This window comes from Saccharopolyspora aridisoli, assembly GCF_004348445.1.
Classification (GTDB): Bacteria; Actinomycetota; Actinomycetes; order Mycobacteriales; family Pseudonocardiaceae; genus Saccharopolyspora; species Saccharopolyspora aridisoli.
On the sequence record NZ_SMKV01000007.1, the window covers coordinates 154,012 to 172,663 of the forward strand.

Annotated in this window: 22 protein-coding genes; 20 read left to right on the forward strand and 2 right to left on the reverse strand. The window is 69.8% G+C overall.

What is annotated here, in order from left to right; genetic code table 11:
* Positions 1–7 precede the first annotated feature (7 nt).
* The 14 genes from E1161_RS07945 (at position 8) to E1161_RS08010 (ending at position 11,276) form a co-directional block, all read left to right on the forward strand.
* Positions 8–742, forward strand: coding sequence for a 16S rRNA (uracil(1498)-N(3))-methyltransferase (locus E1161_RS07945; protein WP_132621137.1), 735 nt, complete (start codon positions 8–10; stop codon positions 740–742).
* 287 nt (positions 743–1,029) lie between these two features.
* The gene (locus tag E1161_RS07950) at positions 1,030–1,395 is read left to right on the forward strand and encodes a histidine triad nucleotide-binding protein (RefSeq protein WP_132621139.1); all 366 of its coding nucleotides are present in this window, start codon (positions 1,030–1,032) and stop codon (positions 1,393–1,395) included.
* Between the two features lie 118 nt (positions 1,396–1,513).
* Positions 1,514–2,575 (forward strand): PhoH family protein, encoded by a 1,062-nt coding sequence (locus E1161_RS07955; RefSeq protein ID WP_132621249.1) that lies wholly within the window; start codon positions 1,514–1,516, stop codon positions 2,573–2,575.
* On the forward strand, positions 2,572–3,132 hold the full coding sequence (ybeY, locus tag E1161_RS07960) for an rRNA maturation RNase YbeY (protein WP_132621141.1): 561 nt from the start codon (positions 2,572–2,574) through the stop codon (positions 3,130–3,132). Before E1161_RS07955 ends, ybeY begins: the two co-directional genes overlap by 4 nt.
* A 10-nt stretch (positions 3,133–3,142) precedes the next feature.
* A complete protein-coding gene (locus tag E1161_RS07965) occupies positions 3,143–4,465 on the forward strand; it encodes a hemolysin family protein (protein WP_132621143.1) in 1,323 nt (440 codons plus the stop codon).
* A complete protein-coding gene (locus E1161_RS07970; RefSeq protein WP_132621145.1) occupies positions 4,458–4,823 on the forward strand; it encodes a cytidine deaminase in 366 nt (121 codons plus the stop codon). The genes E1161_RS07965 and E1161_RS07970 overlap by 8 nt, the downstream gene beginning before the upstream one ends.
* Before the next feature lie 224 nt (positions 4,824–5,047).
* Positions 5,048–5,953, forward strand: a complete 906-nt coding sequence (gene era, locus E1161_RS07975; RefSeq protein ID WP_132621147.1) for a GTPase Era — start codon at positions 5,048–5,050, stop codon at positions 5,951–5,953.
* Positions 5,954–6,073: 120 nt separating this feature from the next.
* Positions 6,074–6,799 carry an RDD family protein gene (locus tag E1161_RS07980; RefSeq protein ID WP_132621149.1) on the forward strand — a complete coding sequence of 242 codons (726 nt, stop codon included), beginning with the start codon at positions 6,074–6,076 and terminating at the stop codon, positions 6,797–6,799.
* Positions 6,800–6,802: 3 nt separating this feature from the next.
* Positions 6,803–7,243: a DUF2752 domain-containing protein gene (locus E1161_RS07985; protein WP_235874868.1), complete on the forward strand. Its 441-nt coding sequence runs from the start codon at positions 6,803–6,805 to the stop codon at positions 7,241–7,243.
* Between the two features lie 44 nt (positions 7,244–7,287).
* Positions 7,288–8,103, forward strand: coding sequence for a DNA repair protein RecO (gene recO, locus E1161_RS07990; RefSeq protein WP_132621151.1), 816 nt, complete (start codon positions 7,288–7,290; stop codon positions 8,101–8,103).
* Between the two features lie 58 nt (positions 8,104–8,161).
* On the forward strand, positions 8,162–8,992 hold the full coding sequence (locus E1161_RS07995; protein ID WP_132621153.1) for an isoprenyl transferase: 831 nt from the start codon (positions 8,162–8,164) through the stop codon (positions 8,990–8,992).
* A 4-nt stretch (positions 8,993–8,996) separates the two neighbouring features.
* Positions 8,997–9,422: a hypothetical protein gene (locus E1161_RS08000; RefSeq protein WP_132621155.1), complete on the forward strand. Its 426-nt coding sequence runs from the start codon at positions 8,997–8,999 to the stop codon at positions 9,420–9,422.
* A gap of 208 nt (positions 9,423–9,630) precedes the next feature.
* Positions 9,631–10,575 (forward strand): permease, encoded by a 945-nt coding sequence (locus tag E1161_RS08005; RefSeq protein WP_132621253.1) that lies wholly within the window; start codon positions 9,631–9,633, stop codon positions 10,573–10,575.
* The gene (locus tag E1161_RS08010) at positions 10,575–11,276 is read left to right on the forward strand and encodes a TIGR03943 family putative permease subunit (protein WP_132621157.1); all 702 of its coding nucleotides are present in this window, start codon (positions 10,575–10,577) and stop codon (positions 11,274–11,276) included. The genes E1161_RS08005 and E1161_RS08010 overlap by 1 nt, the downstream gene beginning before the upstream one ends.
* A 180-nt stretch (positions 11,277–11,456) precedes the next feature.
* Here the strand turns inward: E1161_RS08010 and E1161_RS08015 are convergent, their stop codons facing one another.
* Both E1161_RS08015 and E1161_RS08020 read right to left on the reverse strand, forming a co-directional pair.
* Positions 11,457–11,882, reverse strand: coding sequence for a Fur family transcriptional regulator (locus tag E1161_RS08015; RefSeq protein WP_132621159.1), 426 nt, complete (start codon positions 11,880–11,882; stop codon positions 11,457–11,459).
* Positions 11,879–12,238, reverse strand: coding sequence for an ArsR/SmtB family transcription factor (locus E1161_RS08020; RefSeq protein ID WP_235874877.1), 360 nt, complete (start codon positions 12,236–12,238; stop codon positions 11,879–11,881). The genes E1161_RS08015 and E1161_RS08020 overlap by 4 nt, the downstream gene beginning before the upstream one ends.
* A 279-nt stretch (positions 12,239–12,517) precedes the next feature.
* Between E1161_RS08020 and E1161_RS08025 the strand changes: the two genes are divergently transcribed.
* From E1161_RS08025 to E1161_RS08050, 6 genes are all read left to right on the forward strand, one after another.
* Complete coding sequence (locus E1161_RS08025; RefSeq protein ID WP_132621255.1) at positions 12,518–13,903, forward strand: glycine--tRNA ligase; 1,386 nt, start codon at positions 12,518–12,520, stop codon at positions 13,901–13,903.
* Positions 13,904–13,991: 88 nt separating this feature from the next.
* Positions 13,992–14,645, forward strand: a complete 654-nt coding sequence (locus tag E1161_RS08030) for a YdcF family protein (RefSeq protein ID WP_235874869.1) — start codon at positions 13,992–13,994, stop codon at positions 14,643–14,645.
* 209 nt (positions 14,646–14,854) lie between these two features.
* Positions 14,855–16,123 carry a deoxyguanosinetriphosphate triphosphohydrolase gene (locus tag E1161_RS08035; protein ID WP_132621163.1) on the forward strand — a complete coding sequence of 423 codons (1,269 nt, stop codon included), beginning with the start codon at positions 14,855–14,857 and terminating at the stop codon, positions 16,121–16,123.
* Positions 16,124–16,304: 181 nt separating this feature from the next.
* Positions 16,305–16,490, forward strand: a complete 186-nt coding sequence (locus E1161_RS08040; RefSeq protein ID WP_093420954.1) for a hypothetical protein — start codon at positions 16,305–16,307, stop codon at positions 16,488–16,490.
* 295 nt (positions 16,491–16,785) lie between these two features.
* Entirely contained in the window at positions 16,786–17,877 is a 1,092-nt protein-coding gene (locus E1161_RS08045) for a serpin family protein (protein ID WP_132621165.1), read from the forward strand.
* A 79-nt stretch (positions 17,878–17,956) separates the two neighbouring features.
* Complete coding sequence (locus E1161_RS08050; protein ID WP_132621167.1) at positions 17,957–18,523, forward strand: carboxymuconolactone decarboxylase family protein; 567 nt, start codon at positions 17,957–17,959, stop codon at positions 18,521–18,523.
* Positions 18,524–18,652: the final 129 nt, after the last annotated feature.

The window sequence follows — 18,652 nt, forward strand, 5'->3', positions numbered from 1 at the left end:
GTAACCCGTGTCGCTGCCGGTCTTCTCGGTGGAGCGGCTGCCCGCGGTCGGATCCACCACGCTGGACGGTCCCGAGGGCAAGCACGCCGCCGCCGTGCGACGTTTGCGCGTCGGCGAAGAGCTGCTGCTCTCCGACGCGCAAGGCGGCATGGCGCGATGCGTCGTGGAAGCCGCCGAACGCGATTCGCTGCGGTTGGCGGTGTCGGAGACCTGGCACGAGCCGCAGCCGGAGCTGCGCGTCCGGGTGGTCCAGGCGCTGGTCAAGGGCGATCGAGGCGAGCTCGCCGTCGAACTGGCCACCGAGGCCGGGGTAGACGCGGTCGTGCCGTGGCGCGCGTCCCGGTGCGTGGCCAAGTGGGACGACGGCCCGCGCGGCGCCAAAGCCCTGGCCCGCTGGCGCAGCACCGCAGCGGCTGCGGCCAAGCAAGCCCGCCGGGCCTGGACGCCCGAGGTCACCGAGCCGGTCAGCACCAAGCAGCTCGCCGCGCTCGTCGCCGAGGCCGACGCCGCGCTCGTCCTGCACGAGTCGGCGACCGGCCCGCTGACCTGCGCAGACCTGCCGGTCTCGGGTGAGGTCCTGCTGGTGGTGGGTCCGGAGGGCGGCATCACCGACGACGAGCTCACCGCCTTGGGCGACACCGGTGCGCAGGTCACCCGCCTGGGACACACGGTTCTGCGGGCTTCGACCGCCGCAGCCGTGGCGCTGGGCGCGCTGGGTGCTGTGACCACCCGCTGGTCCTGACACCCCGGGTGACGAAGATCGAGAACTTCGCCGTTCGTGTAGCGCGATCGGTTGACGCGGGGATACGCTCGGTGGCTGCGAGAGTGCGACGGGCACCGTCGTCACCGTTGTCGCACGGACATCGGGTTCTCCGCACTCGCCGGACACCTCCCCCCTTGGTCCGGCGAGAGCTGCGCCGCAAGTGGAGCACTCCCCCCAGCCCCGGTTGCGGCGCAGCACCTCGAGGACGGCGTGACGTGTCACTTCCGCCCGCGGCTCGAACATCGACTTCGGCTAGCCTTCGGGGCATGAGCGAGGAGACGGAGCTGTTCCTGCGCATCATCGCGCGGGAGATACCGGCCGACATCGTGCGGGAGGACGAGCGGGTCATCGCGATCCGCGACATCAACCCGCAGGCACCGACGCACGTGCTGGTCATCCCGAAGAAGCGGTACCGCAACGCCGCGGAACTGGCCGCCGCCGATCCGGCGCTGCTGGGTGAGCTGATCACCACCGCGCACGAGATCGCCGAGGCGGAGGGAATCTCCGAGCACGGTTACCGGTTGTTGTTCAACACCAACGCCGACGCGGGCCAGACCATCTTCCACGTGCACCTGCACCTGCTCGGCGGGGAATGGCTCGGTGGCATGACCGGCGGTCCGCTCAAGGGTTGACCGGCGCGTTCCGGGGGAGCAGGTCGGCAACTCGGTTGCTCCCTTGGACTACCATCGGTGCCATGGAGAACTGACCGAACGACCCGCGCGCAACGCGCAGAAGGTAGGCCCGAACTACGTGGCCGGTATCGCAGCGGGTGGCGCCGCCGCCCAGTCCGGAGAGCAGCCGCAGACCGCAACGGCTCAGTCCAAGGTGAACATCCCCGACGACGTCGTGCTGACGCTGGTGGGTAGCCGGGACGAGAACCTGCGGGTCGTCGAGGACCTGCTCACCGCCGACGTCCATGTCCGGGGCAACGAGGCGACTCTCTCCGGGGAGCCTGCGGAGGTCGCGTTCGCGGAACGGGTGTTCGCCGAGCTCATCGCCCTCATCGGCAAGGGCAGCCAGCTCAACCCCGACATCGTCCGCCGCAGCGTGGGGATGCTCTCGGCCGACCACAGCGAGTCGCCGGCCGAGGTGCTCAGCTTGGACATCGTGTCGCGGCGCGGCCGGACCATCCGCCCCAAGACGCTGAACCAGAAGCGCTACGTCGACGCCATCGACCACCACACCGTGGTGTTCGGCATCGGCCCCGCCGGTACCGGCAAGACCTACCTGGCCATGGCCAAGGCGGTCCAGGCGCTGCAGGCAAAGCGGGTCAACCGGATCATCCTGACCCGTCCGGCCATCGAGGCCGGTGAACGGCTGGGCTTCCTGCCCGGCACCCTCTACGAGAAGATCGACCCCTACCTGCGGCCGCTGTACGACGCGCTGCACGACATGGTCGATCCGGAATCCGTGCCGCGCCTGACCCAGGCGGGGACGATCGAGATCGCCCCGCTGGCCTTCATGCGCGGACGTACGCTCAACGATTCCTTCATCATCCTGGACGAGGCGCAGAACACCACGCCCGAGCAGATGAAGATGTTCCTGACGCGCTTGGGCTTCGGCTCCAAGATCGTGGTCACCGGCGACGTCACCCAGATCGACCTGCCCGGGGGCCAGCGCAGCGGCCTGAAGATGGTGCAGAACATCCTGGACGACGTCGACGACGTGCACTTCTCCCAGCTGGACAGCCACGACGTGGTGCGGCACCGGCTGGTCACCGACATCGTCAACGCCTACGACCGCTGGCACGCGATCAACGACGCCGACCAGCACGACGAACGGCGCAACGGCCAGCGACGAGGACGAGCATGACCATCGAGATCGCCAACGAATCCGGCGTCGCGGTACCCGAGGAGACGATCGTCTCGGTGGCTCGCTTCGCGCTCGACAAGATGAGCGTCAGCCAGCTCGCCGAGCTGTCCATAGTGCTGGTGGACCTCGACGTGATGGCCGACCTGCACGAGCGGTGGATGGACCTGCCCGGTCCCACCGACGTGATGTCCTTCCCGATGGACGAGTACGACTCGGCCCGTCGCCCCGACTCGGCCGGTTCCGGCCCGGCGCTGCTCGGCGACATCGTGCTGTGCCCCGCCTTCGCCAAGGACCAGGCGAAGAAGGCCGGTCACAGCACGCTCGACGAGCTGCACCTGCTGACCGTGCACGGCGTCCTGCACCTGCTCGGCTACGACCACGCCGAGCCGGAGGAGGAGCGCGAGATGTTCGCGCTGCAGAACCGCATCCTGGCCGAGTACCGCGAGGCGCGTGACGAGGCCGAGCGGGCGCAGGCACAGCGCAGCGCGGACGACAAGGTCCTGGGCGCGGTCGGTCTGGACGACGAGCCGGGCGCAGGTCCGGCTCCGGTGAACTAGGGGAGTGGAGTTGGCCGGTTCCACCGCGTTCTTGGTGCTCGCGGTGCTGCTGGTGCTCGCGGCCGGGGTGTTCGCCGCCTCCGAGGCGGCCATCACCGTGGCCTCCCACGCGCGCGCGGAAGACCTGGCCCGGCAGGGCCGCACCGGCGCCAAGCAGCTCGTCCTGCTGCTCGGCGACCGGCCCAGGCACGTCAACCTGCTGCTCCTGCTCCGAGTCGCCTGCGAGATGGGTGCGACCGTGCTGGTCACGGTGGTGGCGCTGCGCGTCGCGGAGTCGGAGGCCTGGGCGCTGGTCGTCGCGGTGCTGATCATGCTGGTCGCCTCGTACGTGCTGGTCGGCGTCGGTCCGCGCACGATCGGCAGGCAGCACCCGTACGGCATCGGCCTGAAGATCGCGGTGCCGGTCCGCGTGCTGGCCCGAGTGCTCAACCCGCTGACCCGGCTGCTGATCCTGATCGGCAACATGATCACGCCTGGCAAGGGTTTCCGCGAGGGACCGTTCTCCACCGAGGTGGAGCTGCGCGAGCTGGTCGACCTGGCAGGGGAGCGCGGCGTGGTGGCCGCCGGCGAGCGGGAGATGATCCACTCGGTCTTCGAGCTCGGCGACACCCTCGCGCGCGAGGTGATGGTGCCGCGCACGGAGATCATCTGGATTGAGCAGACCAAGTCCGCTCGCCAGGCGCTCGCGCTGTGCCTGCGCTCGGGTTTCTCCCGGATCCCGGTGATCGGCGACAGCGTCGACGACATCGTCGGCCTGGTCACGCTCAAGGACCTCACCCGCATCGTGCTGGAGACCACCGACGCCGCAGGGCCCGCGGTGGGTGGGTTGATGCGGCCCGCGACGTTCGTGCCCGACACCAAGCGGCTCGACGAGCTGCTGCACGAGATGCAGATCTCGCGCGGTCACCTCGCCATCGCGGTCGACGAGTACGGCGGCACCGCCGGACTGCTGACCATCGAGGACATCGTGGAGGAGATCGTCGGCGAGATCACCGACGAGTCCGACCGGGAGGAGCACCGCCCGGTCGAGCACCTGGAGGACGGCACCGTCCGGGTGAGCTCTCGGCTCCCCGTCGAGGACCTGGGCGAGCTGTTCGACGTCGACCTCGACGACTCCGACGTGGAGACCGTGGGCGGTCTGCTGGCGCAACGGCTGGGCCGGGTGCCGTTGCCGGGTGCCGAGACCGAGATCGCCGGTCTTCGGCTGCGCGCCGAGGGCGGCAAGGACCACCGGGGCCGGATCCGCATCAACGCGCTGCTGGTCCACCGGGTGAACACCGATCAAGCACCGCTGCGCGGTGCCGACCAGGAGGGAAGCAACAGCCGTGGCTGAGCACGTCGAGAAGGCGGCACCGCAGGAGCTCGACCCGGAGGACGCCAAGATCGTCACGCTCGCGCGTTCCTCCCGCGCCCGCAACGGCGCCGCCGAAGGCGCGGCGGTCCGCGACACCGACGGCCGCACCTATGCGGCCACCACGGTGGACCTGTCGTCCCTGAAGCTCACGGCGCTGCAGGCCGCTGTGGCCGCAGCGGTCTCCAGCGGCGCCGAAGGCCTCGAGGCCGCCGCGGTCGTCACCGACGCGGACACCCTCGACCACGCCTCGGTCGCAGCCGCCCACGACCTCACCGAGAACACCCCCATCTTCCGAGCGAACGCCAAGGGCGAAGCCCAGGCCCTCATCGCCGACTGACCCGATCCCAGTGGGGATCGGGGCCGGCGATCCCAGTGGAACTCCGGGTCCCGGTTCCCACTGGAGTCCGGTCTCGGAGTTCCACTGAAGTCCGGTCTCGGATTTCCACTGGAATCCGGTCTCGGATTTCCACTGGAATCCGGTCACCCGTGTTGCGGGGTGGTGGACCGGGTCGTGCGGTGGGTGGTGAGCAGGTGGGGACGGAGCACCGTCACAATGGAGCGGTGACCTCCGAAGATGCCCACCGTTCCGGATTCGCCTGCTTCGTCGGTCGGCCCAACGCCGGCAAGTCGACGCTCACGAATCGCCTCGTCGGAACGAAGGTGGCGATCACCTCCAGCAAGCCCCAGACGACGCGGCACGCGATCCGCGGCATCGTGCACCGCCCCGACGCCCAGCTGATCATCGTCGACACCCCCGGTCTGCACCGCCCGCGCACCCTGCTCGGCCGCAGGCTCAACGACCTCGTCTACGAGACTTGGTCCGAAGTGGACGTCGTCGGGTTCTGCGTGCCCGCCGACGAGAAGGTCGGTCCCGGCGACCGCTTCATCGCCGAGCAGCTCAAGAAGGTCTCCCGCCGCACCCCCGTCGTCGGGGTCGTCACCAAGACCGACCTGGTGCCCAAGCAGCAGGTCGCCGAGCAGCTGCTGGCGCTGCAGGAGGTGATGGACTTCGCCGAGCTCATCCCGGTGTCGGCGAAGGACTCCTTCCAGGTCGACGAACTCTCCGACGTGCTGGTCTCGCAGATGCCGGAAGGCCCGCAGCTGTACCCGGACGGCGAGCTGACCGACGAGCCGGAGACGACGCTGATCGCCGAGCTGATCCGCGAAGCCGCGCTGGAGGGCGTGCGCGACGAGCTGCCGCACTCGCTGGCGGTCACCGTCGAGGAGATGAACCCGCGCGAGGGCCGCGACGACCTGATCGACGTGCACGCGCTGATCTACGTCGAGCGCTCCAGCCAGAAGGCCATCGTCATCGGCCGCGGCGGAGAGCGGTTGCGCACGGTCGGCTCCCAGGCCCGCAGGCAGATCCAGGCGCTGCTGGGCAGCAAGATCTACCTCGATCTGCACGTCAAGATCGCCAAGGACTGGCAGCGCGACCCCAAGCAGCTCCGCAGACTGGGGTTCTGATCACTTCTCTCGACTGGTTTTGTCGGAACCGCCCACGACGCACGCGCGTCTGAGCTACGTTTCCGATCGGCCTCGCAGCGGGCCGGAAACTCCGAAAAACCTGGAAAAGAGACTTCTGTCGTGAACTACCCCTACGGCGGCCCGCCGCCCGGTCCGCAGCAGCCCTACGGCGGCCCGCCCTCGGGCCCGCAGCCGCAGCAGCCCTTCGGTCCGCCGTCGGGTCCCCAGCCGCAGCAGCCTTACCCGCCGCAGCAGGGCTACCCGCAGCAGTACCCGCCACAGCCGTACGGCGCGCCGGGTGCGCACCCGGCGGGTCAGCTCGCCGAGTGGGGCACCCGAGTGCTGGGTTACCTGATCGACGGCGCGATTCCCGGAGCCGTGTTCTTCCTGCTCTACATGATCTCCGGTCTCGTCGTCGGCGCTGTCGCCAGCGGTGGCGACGAGGACGCGGCGATGACGGCGTTCATCATCGTCGGGATCGTCGTGGGCCTGCTCTACCTGGGTCTGCTGGTGTTCACCATCTGGAACACCTGCTACCGGCGCGGGACGACCGGTCAGACGATCGGCCAGAAGGTCGCCAAGATCAAGACGGTCGGCGAGGCCACCGGTCAGCCGATCGGCTTCGGCAACGCCTTCCTGCGCCAGATCTGCCACGTCGTGGACTCGGCGATCTGCGGTCTGCCCATCGGCTGGCTCTCCCCGCTGTGGGACGAGAAGAAGCAGACCTGGGCCGACAAGATCGTCAAGACCGTCGTGGTCGTCGTCCCGGAGGGGCAGCAGGCCCCGCAGGCACCTGGCTACGGCCAGCCCCCGCAGCCGGGCTACGGCCTGCCGCAGCAGTGGTGACCCTTGATTGACGTCGATGCCGGTGCGGGACGACCCGCACCGGCATCGACGTTCCTCCACCGGATGCGCTTGCCCGGCGCGACGGTGCTGGCAGGCTGCGCTGGCGCCGCGCTCGTGCTGGCCGCCGGACCCACCTCGGACGCCGGTTTCCCGCTGCCGCCGTGCCCGATCAAGCTCCTCACCGGCTTCGACTGCCCGGGCTGCGGTGGCACCCGGATGCTGTTCAGCATCCTGCACGGCGACTTCCCCGCAGCCCTGCAGTTCAACGCACTCGCCGTGCTGCTCCTGCCGGTGCTGGCCTGGTCCTGGACGGCGTGGGTCGCCGGTCGTCTCGGCCGCCGCCTGCCGACGTGGACCCGTTGGCGCTGGTCACCGCAGGTCCTGCTGGCGGTGGTCGTGGCCTGGGTCGTGGTCCGCAACGCCGTCCCCGCGCTGCGCCTCTAGGGACAACTCGCCTGCTCGCCACCTCGAAGTGCGAAAATGGACCGGTGAGCCTCTACCGGGATACCGCGGTCGTGCTGCGGGTGCAGAAGCTGGGTGAGGCGGATCGGATCATCACGCTGCTGACCCGTCGATACGGCAAGGTGCGCGCGGTCGCCAAGGGCGTGCGCCGGACGACCTCCCGCTTCGGTGCCAGGGTCGAGCCGTTCTGCCACGTCGACGTGCAGCTCTACACCGGTCGCACGCTCGACGTCATCACCCAGGTGCAGACCGTCGACGCCTTCGGCGTGCAGATCGTCGAGGACTACCAGCGCTACACCGCGGCCTGCGCGGTGCTGGAGACCGTCGACCGGCTGGCCGCCGAGGAGGGCGAGCCGGTGCTGCGCCTGTACCTGCTGGCCGTCGGGGCGCTGCGCGCCCTGTCCGGGCGGGACCGCGATTCCTCGCAGGTGCTCGACGCGTTCCTGCTGCGCGCGATGTCCTTCGCCGGCTGGTCTCCAGCGCTGACCGAGTGCGCCCGCTGCGGCCAGGGCGGTCCGCACGCCGCGTTCAACGTGCAGGCCGGTGGCGCGGTGTGCGCGACGTGCAGGCCCGCCGGTTCGGTTCGGCCTTCGGCGCTGACCTTGCCGCTGATGGAGGCGCTGCTGCGCGGTGACTGGGACACCGCCGAGACCGCCACCGGCCCGGTTCGCCGGGAGGCCAGCGGTTTGGTCGCCGCGCACCTGCAGTGGTACATGGAGCGGCAGTTGCGGTCGTTGCCGTTGGTGGAGCGGACCGTGCCCGAGCTGATCCGCGAACGCGCTTCGGAAGCGGCGCTGGTCGGAGCCGCGGACGGGGAGAGCGGACGGCCGCTGGACTGGTGATCGAGCTCGGCGGGGACAATGGTCGAGCACGCCGAGCACGCCGAAGGAGAACCTGGATATGTTGCGACGCCGTGGGCGAGGCAAGGACGACCCGACCGTTCGGGCACCCGAGCCGCACTCCTCGGGGGCCAAGCCGCCGGCGTTGCCGCCGGAGTTCGTGCCCAACCACGTCGCGGTGGTGATGGACGGCAACGGTCGCTGGGCCAACGAGCGCGGGCTTCCGCGCGTCGAGGGCCACAAGCGCGGCGAGGCGGTGGTGCTGGAGCTGGCCAAGGGCGCCATCGAGCTCGGCGTGAAGTGGCTTTCGCTGTACGCGTTCTCCACGGAGAACTGGAAGCGCAGTCCGGACGAGGTGCGCTTCCTGATGGGCTTCAACCGGGACGTGATCGCTCGCCGCGTCGACGAGCTCGACGAGATGGGCGTGCGGGTGCGCTGGGCGGGGCGCAAGCCGAAGCTGTGGCGCAGCGTGGTCAACACCCTGCAGGCGGCTGAGGTTCGCACCGCTGGCAACGAAGTCCTCAACCTGACGATGTGCGTGAACTACGGTGGTCGGGCGGAGGTCGGCGACGCCGCGCGAGAGATCGCGCGACTGGCGGCCGCCGGGAAGATCAACCCGGAACGTGTGGACGAGCGCACGATCGCGAAGTACACCTACCAGCCGGAGATGCCGGACGTGGACCTGTTCATCCGGCCGTCGGGTGAGCAGCGAACGTCGAACTTCCTGCTCTGGCAGTCCGCCTACGCCGAGATGGTCTTCCAGGACACGCTGTTCCCCGACGTCGATCGCACGCACTTCTGGCAGGCGTGCGAGCAGTACGCGCGCCGGGACCGCCGCTTCGGCGGTGCAATCGATCGGTCGGCGACAGCCACGTCGGCCCAGGAGGGCTAATTTGATGACCCAAGAGGCCGCTACCACCGCGCGGTTGATGACCGCGGCCAAGGAAGCGTTGGAGAACTACCACGACGTGCACGTCGACGACGACGGCGCGCTGACGTTCAGGCACTCCGAGGTGCCGTGCGCGGTTCAGGCGATGCAGCTGGCCGAGGGCTTGACCGTGCTGAGCCTGACCTGCGTGGTCGCGTGGGACCTTCCCGCGGGTGACGAGCTGGCGCAGTCGGTCGCCGAACGCGCGGGTCAAGGGTTGTTCGGCACGCTGGGCGTGGTGCGCACCGAGCGGGGCGTGGACGTGACGCTGCGGTACGCGTTCCCGGCGGAGGGCATGGAGCCGTCGCCGCTGGGCACCCTGCTGATGCTGGTGGTCGCCACGGCGTCGCAGCTGCGCTCGGAGCTCCTCGCGGAGTCCGAGGGCACGGTCTGACCTCGCGGAGATCGTCTTCGCGCCCGAGCTGGTAATACCCGCGCGGGTGATGCCGTGGTGTGTCGGAACCCCGGCGTGAACTGGGGTTTCGTCACACCGGGGCCCGACCCCGCAACGGTGCCCTCGCGGCACTGGCACGATTGCGCCCGTGACCGAGATCGCCGAGCAGCAGCGGACGCGCCGTCCCGTGATCACCTCGTTGGAGGTGATGTGCGGGCTGCTGGTCCTAGCCGTGATCTTCCAGCCGCAGCTGACGGCGGTCCTGGATGTGCCCGCGCTGCGCACCGGATCGACAGTGTTCGTCGCCGTGTGCGTGCAGGCGATGCCGTTCCTGGTGTTCGGCGTGCTGGTCAGCGGCCTGATCGCGGCGTTCGTGCCACCGCGCGTGCTGCACCGGGCCCTGCCGGTGAGAACCGGAGCCGCGGTACCGGTCGCCGGGCTCGCCGGCGTGGCGCTTCCCGGCTGCGAGTGCGCCTCGGTGCCGGTGGCGCGGAGGCTCATGCAGCAGGGCGTCGCCCCGGCCGCCGCGCTCGCGTTCCTGCTGGCCGCACCGGCGGTGAACCCGGTCGTCCTGGTCTCCACGGCGGTGGCGTTCCCCGCCGACCCGTGGATGGTGCCCGCCCGCTTCCTCGGCTCGCTGCTGACCGCCTGCGTGATGGGCTGGCTGTGGGCCAAGCTCGGCCGCGCCGAGTGGCTGGCCGAGCGCGCGCTGCGCCGCGTCGAGGCGCACCAGGCCGAAGGCAGCAGGTGGGCGGTGTTCGCCGAGTCCGCGCGGCACGACCTGGTGGAGGCCGCCGGTTTCCTGGTCCTGGGCGGCCTGACGTCGGCGGTGTTCAACGTGCTGGTGCCCGCCGCGTGGCTGGAGACGCTGGGCGGCCAGATCGTGCTCGGTGTGCTGGTCATGGCGGTGCTGGCCGTCGTGCTGGCGCTGTGCAGCGAGGCCGACGCGTTCGTGGTCGCCTCCATGCCCGGCCTGCCGCTGCTGCCGAAGCTGGTGTTCCTGGTGGTCGGTCCGGCGGTGGACCTGAAGCTGATCGCGCTGCAGTCCGGTGCCTTCGGCCGCCGCTTCGCCGCCCGCTTCGCACCGGCGACGTTCCTGGTCGCGATCGGATGCGCGTGCGTCGTGGGCGCCGCGCTGCTGGGAGGTGCGTGATGCGGCGGGAGAGCCAGAACATCCTGCTGGTGCTGCTCGGCGGCGCGCTGCTGAAGATCTCGTTGACCGGCGACTTCCTGCGCTACGTCAAACCCTCGTTGCAGCCGTGGCTGATCGTCGCCGGACTGGTGATGATCGGGCTCGCCGGATTCGCCATCGTCCGCGACATCCGCGCCGGACAGGTCGCCGACCAGCACGAGCACGGCACCCGCAGTCCCTGGATGCTGCTGCTTCCGGTCTTCGCGATCTTCCTGATCGCCCCGCCCGCGCTCGGCTCGGACTCGGTCACCCGCGACCGCGCCGCAGGCGCCCCGGCGGCCCCCAGCCAGGCCCGGTTCCCCCCGCTGCCACCCGGCCAGGCGCCGATGCTGAGCATGTCGGAGTTCCTGACCCGCGTGGTCTGGGACGACACCGGCGAGCTCAACGACCGAACAGTCCGCTTGCAGGGATTCGTCGTCCACCCGACGCCGGAGACCACACAGCTGGCCAGGATGCGGATCAGCTGCTGCGCGGCCGACGCCACCGCGGTCAAGATCGACCTGCCCAGTCCGCAGGCCGAGAAGCTCCCGGCCGACACCTGGATCGAGATCACCGGTCGGCTGCGCCCAGGCACGGCCACCGAGGCCAACGGCTACGTCCCAACGGTCGACCTCCACACCCTCCAGCAGATCCCAGCCCCGCCGGACACCTACGAGTACTAGGAGGTGGTGAGTGCTCTGCTCGGCCGTGCGGGTAGCGGAACCTGAGCGGTTCCCTGATCTCCGTGCGCCGATCCTCGTGCATGCCGACGCACTGCGACGGAACAGCTGGAGAACCCGCGGTGGTGCAAGCTGCCAGGGCGGTGGAGGGTGATGCGGCTCCGCCGCATGCTCCACCAGTCCTCAGAAACCCTTGGCAGTGCAATCTGGGCAGGTGCCGACGATCTCGACGGTGTGGCTGACGTCGGAGAAGCCGTGTTCCTGGCCGATGCGCTCGGCCCAGTTCTCCACCGGCGGGTCGGCGACCTCGACGGTGCGACCGCAGTGCCGGCACAGCAGGTGATGGTGGTGGTGGCTCGAACAGCGCCGGTAGACGGCCTCGCCGGAGGCGGTGCGCAGCACATCGACCTCGCCGGCGTCGGCGAGCGTCTGCAGCGTTCGGTACACGGTCGTCAGGCCGATCCCCTCGCCCTGTCGCCGCAGCTCCTCGTGCAGCTCCTGGGCCGAGCGGAAGTCGTTGACGTGGTCGAGCAACTGCGACACCGCAGCCCGCTGCTTGGTGGCGCGCAGTCCCGGTACGCCTACGGTGGGCTCCTGGCCGGTGGTCACGCTGTCTCCGTCTCCTGTCCGCCGTCGTCTGCGTCTTCGCCCGTCCGTGCGCGGGCGGTCTCCTCGGCGTGCGTCGCCGCATCCACCACGATATGCGCCAAGTGCTCGTCTACCAGTCGGTACATGACCTCCCGGCCGTGCCGCTCGCCGAAGACCACGCCCGCCGACTTCAGCACCCGCAGGTGCTGGCTGATCAGCGGCTGCGCCACGCCCAGCGCGTCGACCAGCTCGTGCACGCAGCGCTCCGACGTGCGCAGCTGCAGCACGATCGCGATGCGCACCGGCGCGGCCAGCGCGCGCAGCAGCTCACCCGCGTCGTGCAGGACCCGCTGGTCGCGCACCGGCACCGGCCGCACGTCGCGGTCCGGCGAGTGGACGTGGTCCTCCGGCCGGTCCGGACGCGGAGCGCTGCTCTGGCCGGAGGCCACGCCATGACGTTCCACGCGCACCATCCTACGGGTAGCAGGTGATCGCCCCGATCGGTCGATGCCGGGTGCGGTCACCCGCCGCGAGCGGACGGTCCCGCAGCGCTCACGGACCGGCCGGAATCCGGAGCCCGCGCCATCGGTACGCTGGGAAACTCCAGCTCGACCTGCTGGTTCTACGTGCTTCCAGTGAAATTTCCGGAGTTGAACTTGCCCGCCGACCAGATCGACACGATCGTCAGTCTCTGCAAGCGCCGCGGATTCGTCTTCCCGTCCGGCGAGATCTACGGCGGTACCCGGTCGGCCTGGGACTACGGACCGCTCGGCGTCGAGCTCAAGGACAACATCAAGCGCCAGTGGTGGAAGCACATGGTGCAGGGCCGCGACGACGTCGTCGGCCTGGACTCCTCTGTGATCCTGCCCCGCCAGGTGTGGGAGGCATCCGGACACGTCGGCGCCTTCCACGACCCGCTGGTGGAGTGCACCTCCTGCCACCGCCGCTTCCGCGCCGATCAGCTCGCCGAGGAGTACTCCGAGCGCACCGGCAAGGAGGTCACCGAGGACGACCTCACGGACGTCCCGTGCCCGAACTGCGGGAACCGCGGCCAGTTCACCGAGCCGCGCGAGTTCAACATGATGCTCAAGACCTTCCTGGGTCCGGTGGAGTCCGAGGAGGGCATGCACTACCTGCGGCCCGAGACCGCGCAGGGCATCTTCATCAACTTCGCCAACGTGATGACCACCGCGCGCAAGAAGCCGCCGTTCGGCATCGGCCAGATCGGCAAGAGCTTCCGCAACGAGATCACGCCCGGCAACTTCATCTTCCGCACCCGCGAGTTCGAGCAGATGGAGATGGAGTTCTTCGTCGAGCCGGGCGAGGACGAGCAGTGGCACCAGTACTGGATCGACCAGCGGATGCGCTGGTACACCGAGCTGGGCATCGACGCGAACAACCTCCGGGAGTTCGAGCACCCGAAGGAGAAGCTGTCGCACTACGCCAAGCGGACCGTGGACATCGAGTACCGGTTCCGCTTCGGCGGTCAGGAGTGGGGCGAGCTGGAGGGCATCGCCAACCGCACCGACTTCGACCTCACCACGCACTCCAACCACTCGGGCATCGACCTGACCTACTTCGACCAGGCCAGCAACTCCCGGTACCGGCCGTACGTGATCGAGCCGGCGGCGGGCGTGGGACGCCCGATGATGGCGTTCCTGATCGACGCCTACACCGAGGACGAGGCGCCCAACGCCAAGGGCGGTGTGGACAAGCGCGTCGTGCTCAAGCTGGACCGCCGCCTGGCCCCGGTGAAGGCCGCGGTGCTGCCGCTGTCGCGCAACGCCGAGCTCTCGCCGAAGGCCCGCGACGTGGCGGCGACGTTGCGGCGCAACTGGAACGTCGATTTCGACGACGCCGGTGCGATCGGCCGCCGCTACCGCCGGCAGGACGAGATCGGAACGCCGTTCTGCGTGACGGTCGACTTCGACACCCTGTCCGATCATGCCGTGACGGTGCGCGAGCGGGACACGATGAGCCAGGAGCGCGTGGCCATCGACGAGCTGGAGGGGTACCTGGGCGCCCGGCTGATCGGCTGCTGAGCCAGATGCGGAAGTCCGGAGAACCAGGCCGGTTCCGCAGCGGGCCCGGCCCGCTCGCGGCCGGTGGTGGATCTGCGAAGATGCCCCGGTGAGCGCACATCATCCCGCCCACCGGTCGCGGACCGGTCGCATCCTCTCGCGCGCCTTGGCCGGTGCGTTGCTGGTGGCGATCCTGGTGGTCGGCGGTACCGCGGTCCGCGTGTGGCAGGTGGCGCGCGCGGACGACCGGAAGCCGGTGGACATCGTGGTGGTGCTGGGTGCCGCGCAGTACCACGGCAAGCCGTCAGACATCCTCGAAGCCAGGCTGGAGCAGGCACTCGGCCTCTACGAGGACGGGCTCACCGACTACATCGTCACCGTCGGCGGCCGAAAGGCCGGTGACGCCTACACCGAGGCCCAGGCCGGCAAGAGCTGGCTGGTGGACAACGGCGTTCCGCGCGACAAGATCGTCGACGTCGACGTCGGCAGCGACACCCTCGGCAGCATGCAGGCGGTGTCGGACCTGGCGGAGCGGCGCCGCTGGGACAGCGCGCTGATCGTCAGCGACCCGTGGCACTCGCTGCGGGCTCGGACCATGGCCAACGACATGGGCCTCGAAGCGTGGGCCTCACCGGCCCGCTCGGGCCCGGTGGTCCAGACCCGCGAGATCCAGATGAAGTACATCGTTCGCGAGACCGGCGCCCTGCTCTTCTACCGCCTCACCCACGCCCCAGCCGAACTCAACGGCGACGGCCTCGGTTGATGAGGGTCGTACCCGTGGTCGTTCTGCGTGGCGGTGTGCGGGTGGTGGGAGCTCAGCAGTCTCTGCGGCGGTGCTTGCTGAGTCCCACACCCGAGGCAGCGGCAACGCCGCATCCCTCCACGGCCATCGGGCCGATCGAGGAGTGGTGTTGACTCCGCTTTCGGGTTCGTGGCGTGGAAATGTCATCTTCGGGGCTTAGCCTCACTGCGATGGGCTCGAAACTGGCCGGGTACGGCGAGAACGACCTCCAACGGCTGCACCCCGAGGCGCCGAAGGAGGCAGCGTCGTCGCACCCGGACGACCGCACCCCGTTCGCGCGCGACCGCGCGCGCGTGCTGCACTCCGCCGCGTTGCGCCGGCTGGCCGGCAAGACGCAGGTGATGGGGCCCAACGAGGGCGCCGAGGTCCCGCGAACCCGGTTGACGCACTCGCTGGAGGTCGCGCAGATCGGGAGGGGCATCGCCACCGCGCTCGGCGCCGACCCCGACCTGGTGGACACCGCCGGTCTCGCCCACGACATCGGGCACCCGCCCTTCGGGCACAACGGTGAGCGCGCGCTCGACGAGCTGGCGGCCGGGCACGGCGGGTTCGAGGGCAACGCGCAGACGTTGCGCATCCTCACCAGGTTGGAGCCGAAGGTCACCGATTCCGGCGAGATCGGGCGCGGCCTGAACCTGACCCGCGCCTGCCTGGACGCTGCGACGAAGTACCCGTGGCGCAAGCGCCCGGGTGAGATCAAGTTCGGCGTCTACGACGACGACCTGGAGGTCTTCGAGTGGCTGCGCGACGGCTCGCCGGATCACCGGCGCTGCCTGGAGGCGCAGATCATGGACTGGGCCGATGACGTGGCCTACTCGGTGCACGACGTCGAGGACGCGGTGATCTCCGGGCGGATCTCGTTGCGGGCGCTGACCGATCCGCAGGAGCGCGCGCAGATCGCGAAGCTGGCGGACGAGCGGTTCCTGCGCAGCGGCGAGACCGCGCTGCTGGAGCAGGCGGCCGAGGAGCTGGTGCGCTGGCCGGTGGTGGCCGCGGTCCTCGACTACGACGGGACGCTCTCGGCGCAGGTCGCGTTGAAGCGGCTGACCAGCGAGCTCGTCGGCCGGTTCGTGGCCGCGGCGGTCGGTGGCACGGTGGCGCGCTTCGGGCCCGGGCTGACCCGCTACCGCGCGGACCTGGTGCTGCCGGAGGAGGCCGTCGCCGAGGTGACGGTGCTCAAGGCGATGGCGGTGCGCTACGTGCTGCACGACGGCGACCGGCGGCGGATGCAGGCCAGGCAGCGGGAGCGGCTGGCCGAGCTCGTCGAGGCGCTGAGCGAGAGCGCACCGGATTCACTCGATCCGGTGATGCACGATGCTTGGACACGAGCTTCGGACGATTCGTCCCGATATCGGGTGGTACTGGACCAGGTCGCGTCGTTGACGGATGCGCAGGCTGTGATCTGGCATGAACGCCATGTGCACAGCGTGGCCAAGTAACTGTGACGTTAATCCGAATGGGGGTGAATGGATCTCGTGTTGTCCAGGACAATCCTCACTCAGAGTGTCGACTGGCAGGTTCTGCTGGCGGCATGTGCCCTGATCCCCGTACCGCGCGGCATCCCGAGCCGAGCGGCGGCGGCCCGTCGTTCCCCGACGCCGGGCCGCGAGGAGACCCCGAATGCGCAATCGGCACTACATCCAGAAGCTCGTCGTCGGAGGCGAGCCGTACGTCAACGCGGACAACCTCGCCGACTGGATCAAAGATCTTCGCTGGCAGGACCCCGCGGGCCAGCGAGCCGCCGAGTACATCGCCCAGGAGCTCCGCCTCATGGGCCTGAGCGACATCGAGGAATCCCTCCGCTGACCTATGCTCAGCGGCCTGTCGGGTAGCGGGAGCTGACACGCCCCCTGGAATCTGTGCGCCACTCCTGACGCATGTCAACACGGCGCACTCACCAGAAGACGTGTCAGAACCCGCCCCATGCGAGCTGCGAGGGTGATGCTCACAGCTCGCGGCTCCGCCGATCGCGCGCCGTCCGACAGCGGTACGGCAGATCCGCTAGAAGCCGGGAGTGCTCGCGGACGGGTCCGTGCGCCGTGCTCTGGCAGACTCGGGATCAAGCCCGAGTCTCCTCGACGCGGAACGGAGCCCTGCGGACGTGAACGATCACCTCGACTTCGCCCTGGCACTGCACGAGAAGCTGGCTCCACCTCCGACCAAGACGTTCTGCTGGTCGCCGTACTCGGTGAGCAGCGCCCTCGGGCTCGCAGCCACCGCGACCGGTGGCAACACCAGGGAAGAACTCGTCGCCGCGCTGCGCGACGAACCGGCGAACCTGCTGGAGCTGCTGGGGTCGGCCTCGGAGCTCTCCGCGGCTTCGGGTGAGCAGCCGGTGCTCGCGGTCGCCAACACCCTCTGGGCGCACGCGGACCTGCCGATCGAGGAGTCCTACCGGCTGGCGCTCAAGGACTGGCCCGGCAGCGCGGTGCGCAACGCCCCGTTCCAGGAAGATCCTGAAGCGGCACGCGAGCTGATCAACGCCGACGTCGCCGAGACCACCCGGGACCTCGTCCCGGAGCTGCTGCCGACCGGCGCGGTCCACCCGCAGACCGTCGCGGCCCTGGTCAACGCCCTCTACCTGAAGGTCTCCTGGCGCGAGGCGTTCGAGAGGACCAAGACCACCCAGCGCCCGTTCCACGCCCCCGACGGCGACCGCGACGTGCCCACGATGACGGCCGCGCGAACCCTCGGCCACGCCGCCACCGACGGCTGGCAGGCGATCGGGCTCCCGGCCGCCGGGGGAGTGGAAGCGGTCGTCCTGCTGCCCGACGGCGACCTGGCCGCCGCCGAAGGCGAGCTCACAACTGAGCGCCTCGCCGGCCTGCTCGGCGCCTTGGAACAGCGCAAGGTCGAGCTGTTCCTGCCGCGCTTCAAGGTCTCAGGCGGCGCGGAGCTCACCGATCCGCTCGGCGAGCTGGGCGTGCGGGACCTGTTCACCCCGGCCGCCGACTTCACCCCGTTGACCGACCGGTCGCTGCGCGTCTCGGAGGTGCTGCACGAATCGGTGCTCGACGTCGATGAAGCGGGCCTGGAAGGCGCGGCCGCGACCGCGATGATGATGCGCCTGACCGCCATCGTGCGGGAACCCGAGCCGGTGCGGGTCGAGGTGGACCGCCCGTTCCTGTTCCTGGTGCGCCACCGCGACAGCGGCGCGCTCTACTTCCTGGCCCGCATCACCGATCCGAGCTGAGCTGTCACGCTTCCGCGACTTGTCTCGTCACTCCGGTGACGAACCCCGAAAACCGGGGTGGCGAGGAGGGAGCGAGCACATGCCGCGCATTCCGGGCGTGCCCACCAGCGAAGCCAACCTGCTGACCAGGCTCACCTACCGGTTCTCCCGGCGCCGCTACGGCGCGGTGCTGGACCCGCTGGCCGTGGTCGCGCACCACCAAGGCCTGCTGATGGCCACCGGCGTGTCGGAGATGGCGGTGGAGAAAGCGGCCAAGGTGCTGCCGGCGAACCTGCGCGAGCTGGCGGTCTACCGGGTGGCCACGAAGATCGGCTGCTCGTGGTGCGTTGACTTCGGCACGATGCTGCAGCGCAACGAGGGCCTGGACATCGACCGCCTCGAGGAGATCGACGACTACCGAACCTCGGGGAAGTACTCCGCGGTGGAACGGCTGGTGATCGCTTACGCGGACGCCATGACCGAGCAGCCCATGCAGGTCACCGACGAGCAGGTCGCCGAACTCGACCGGCGCCTCGGCCACAAGGGGGTGGTCGAGCTGACCTACATGATCGCCTTGGAGAACCAGCGCACCCGCACCAACCACGCGCTGGGCCTGACCGCGCAGGGCTTCACCAGCGGAGAGGCCTGCCGAGTGCCGATGCCCTAGAAGCGGTCGAAGGTGCGGCGCAGCCGCCGTTCCAGGTGTGGCACCAGCTGGCACCGCCGGCCTGCACGAGGCGTGGCGCGCGGAGCTCGCAGCACCGGTCTGGCTCCGCCCGGGCAGAGCAACCAAGAA

Bases quoted from the DNA above. Each gene is read 5' to 3' on its own strand.
- E1161_RS08050 (WP_132621167.1), top strand. From the start codon at position 17,957: ATGCCGCGCATTCCGGGCGTGCCCACCAGCGAAGCCAACCTGCTGACC.
- E1161_RS08000 (WP_132621155.1), top strand. From the start codon at position 8,997: ATGACCCAAGAGGCCGCTACCACCGCGCGGTTGATGACCGCGGCCAAG.
- E1161_RS08010 (WP_132621157.1), top strand. From the start codon at position 10,575: ATGCGGCGGGAGAGCCAGAACATCCTGCTGGTGCTGCTCGGCGGCGCG.
- E1161_RS08040 (WP_093420954.1), top strand. From the start codon at position 16,305: ATGCGCAATCGGCACTACATCCAGAAGCTCGTCGTCGGAGGCGAGCCG.
- E1161_RS08005 (WP_132621253.1), top strand. From the start codon at position 9,631: ATGTGCGGGCTGCTGGTCCTAGCCGTGATCTTCCAGCCGCAGCTGACG.
- ybeY (WP_132621141.1), top strand. From the start codon at position 2,572: ATGACCATCGAGATCGCCAACGAATCCGGCGTCGCGGTACCCGAGGAG.
- E1161_RS07995 (WP_132621153.1), top strand. From the start codon at position 8,162: ATGTTGCGACGCCGTGGGCGAGGCAAGGACGACCCGACCGTTCGGGCA.
- E1161_RS07950 (WP_132621139.1), top strand. From the start codon at position 1,030: ATGAGCGAGGAGACGGAGCTGTTCCTGCGCATCATCGCGCGGGAGATA.
- E1161_RS08035 (WP_132621163.1), top strand. From the start codon at position 14,855: ATGGGCTCGAAACTGGCCGGGTACGGCGAGAACGACCTCCAACGGCTG.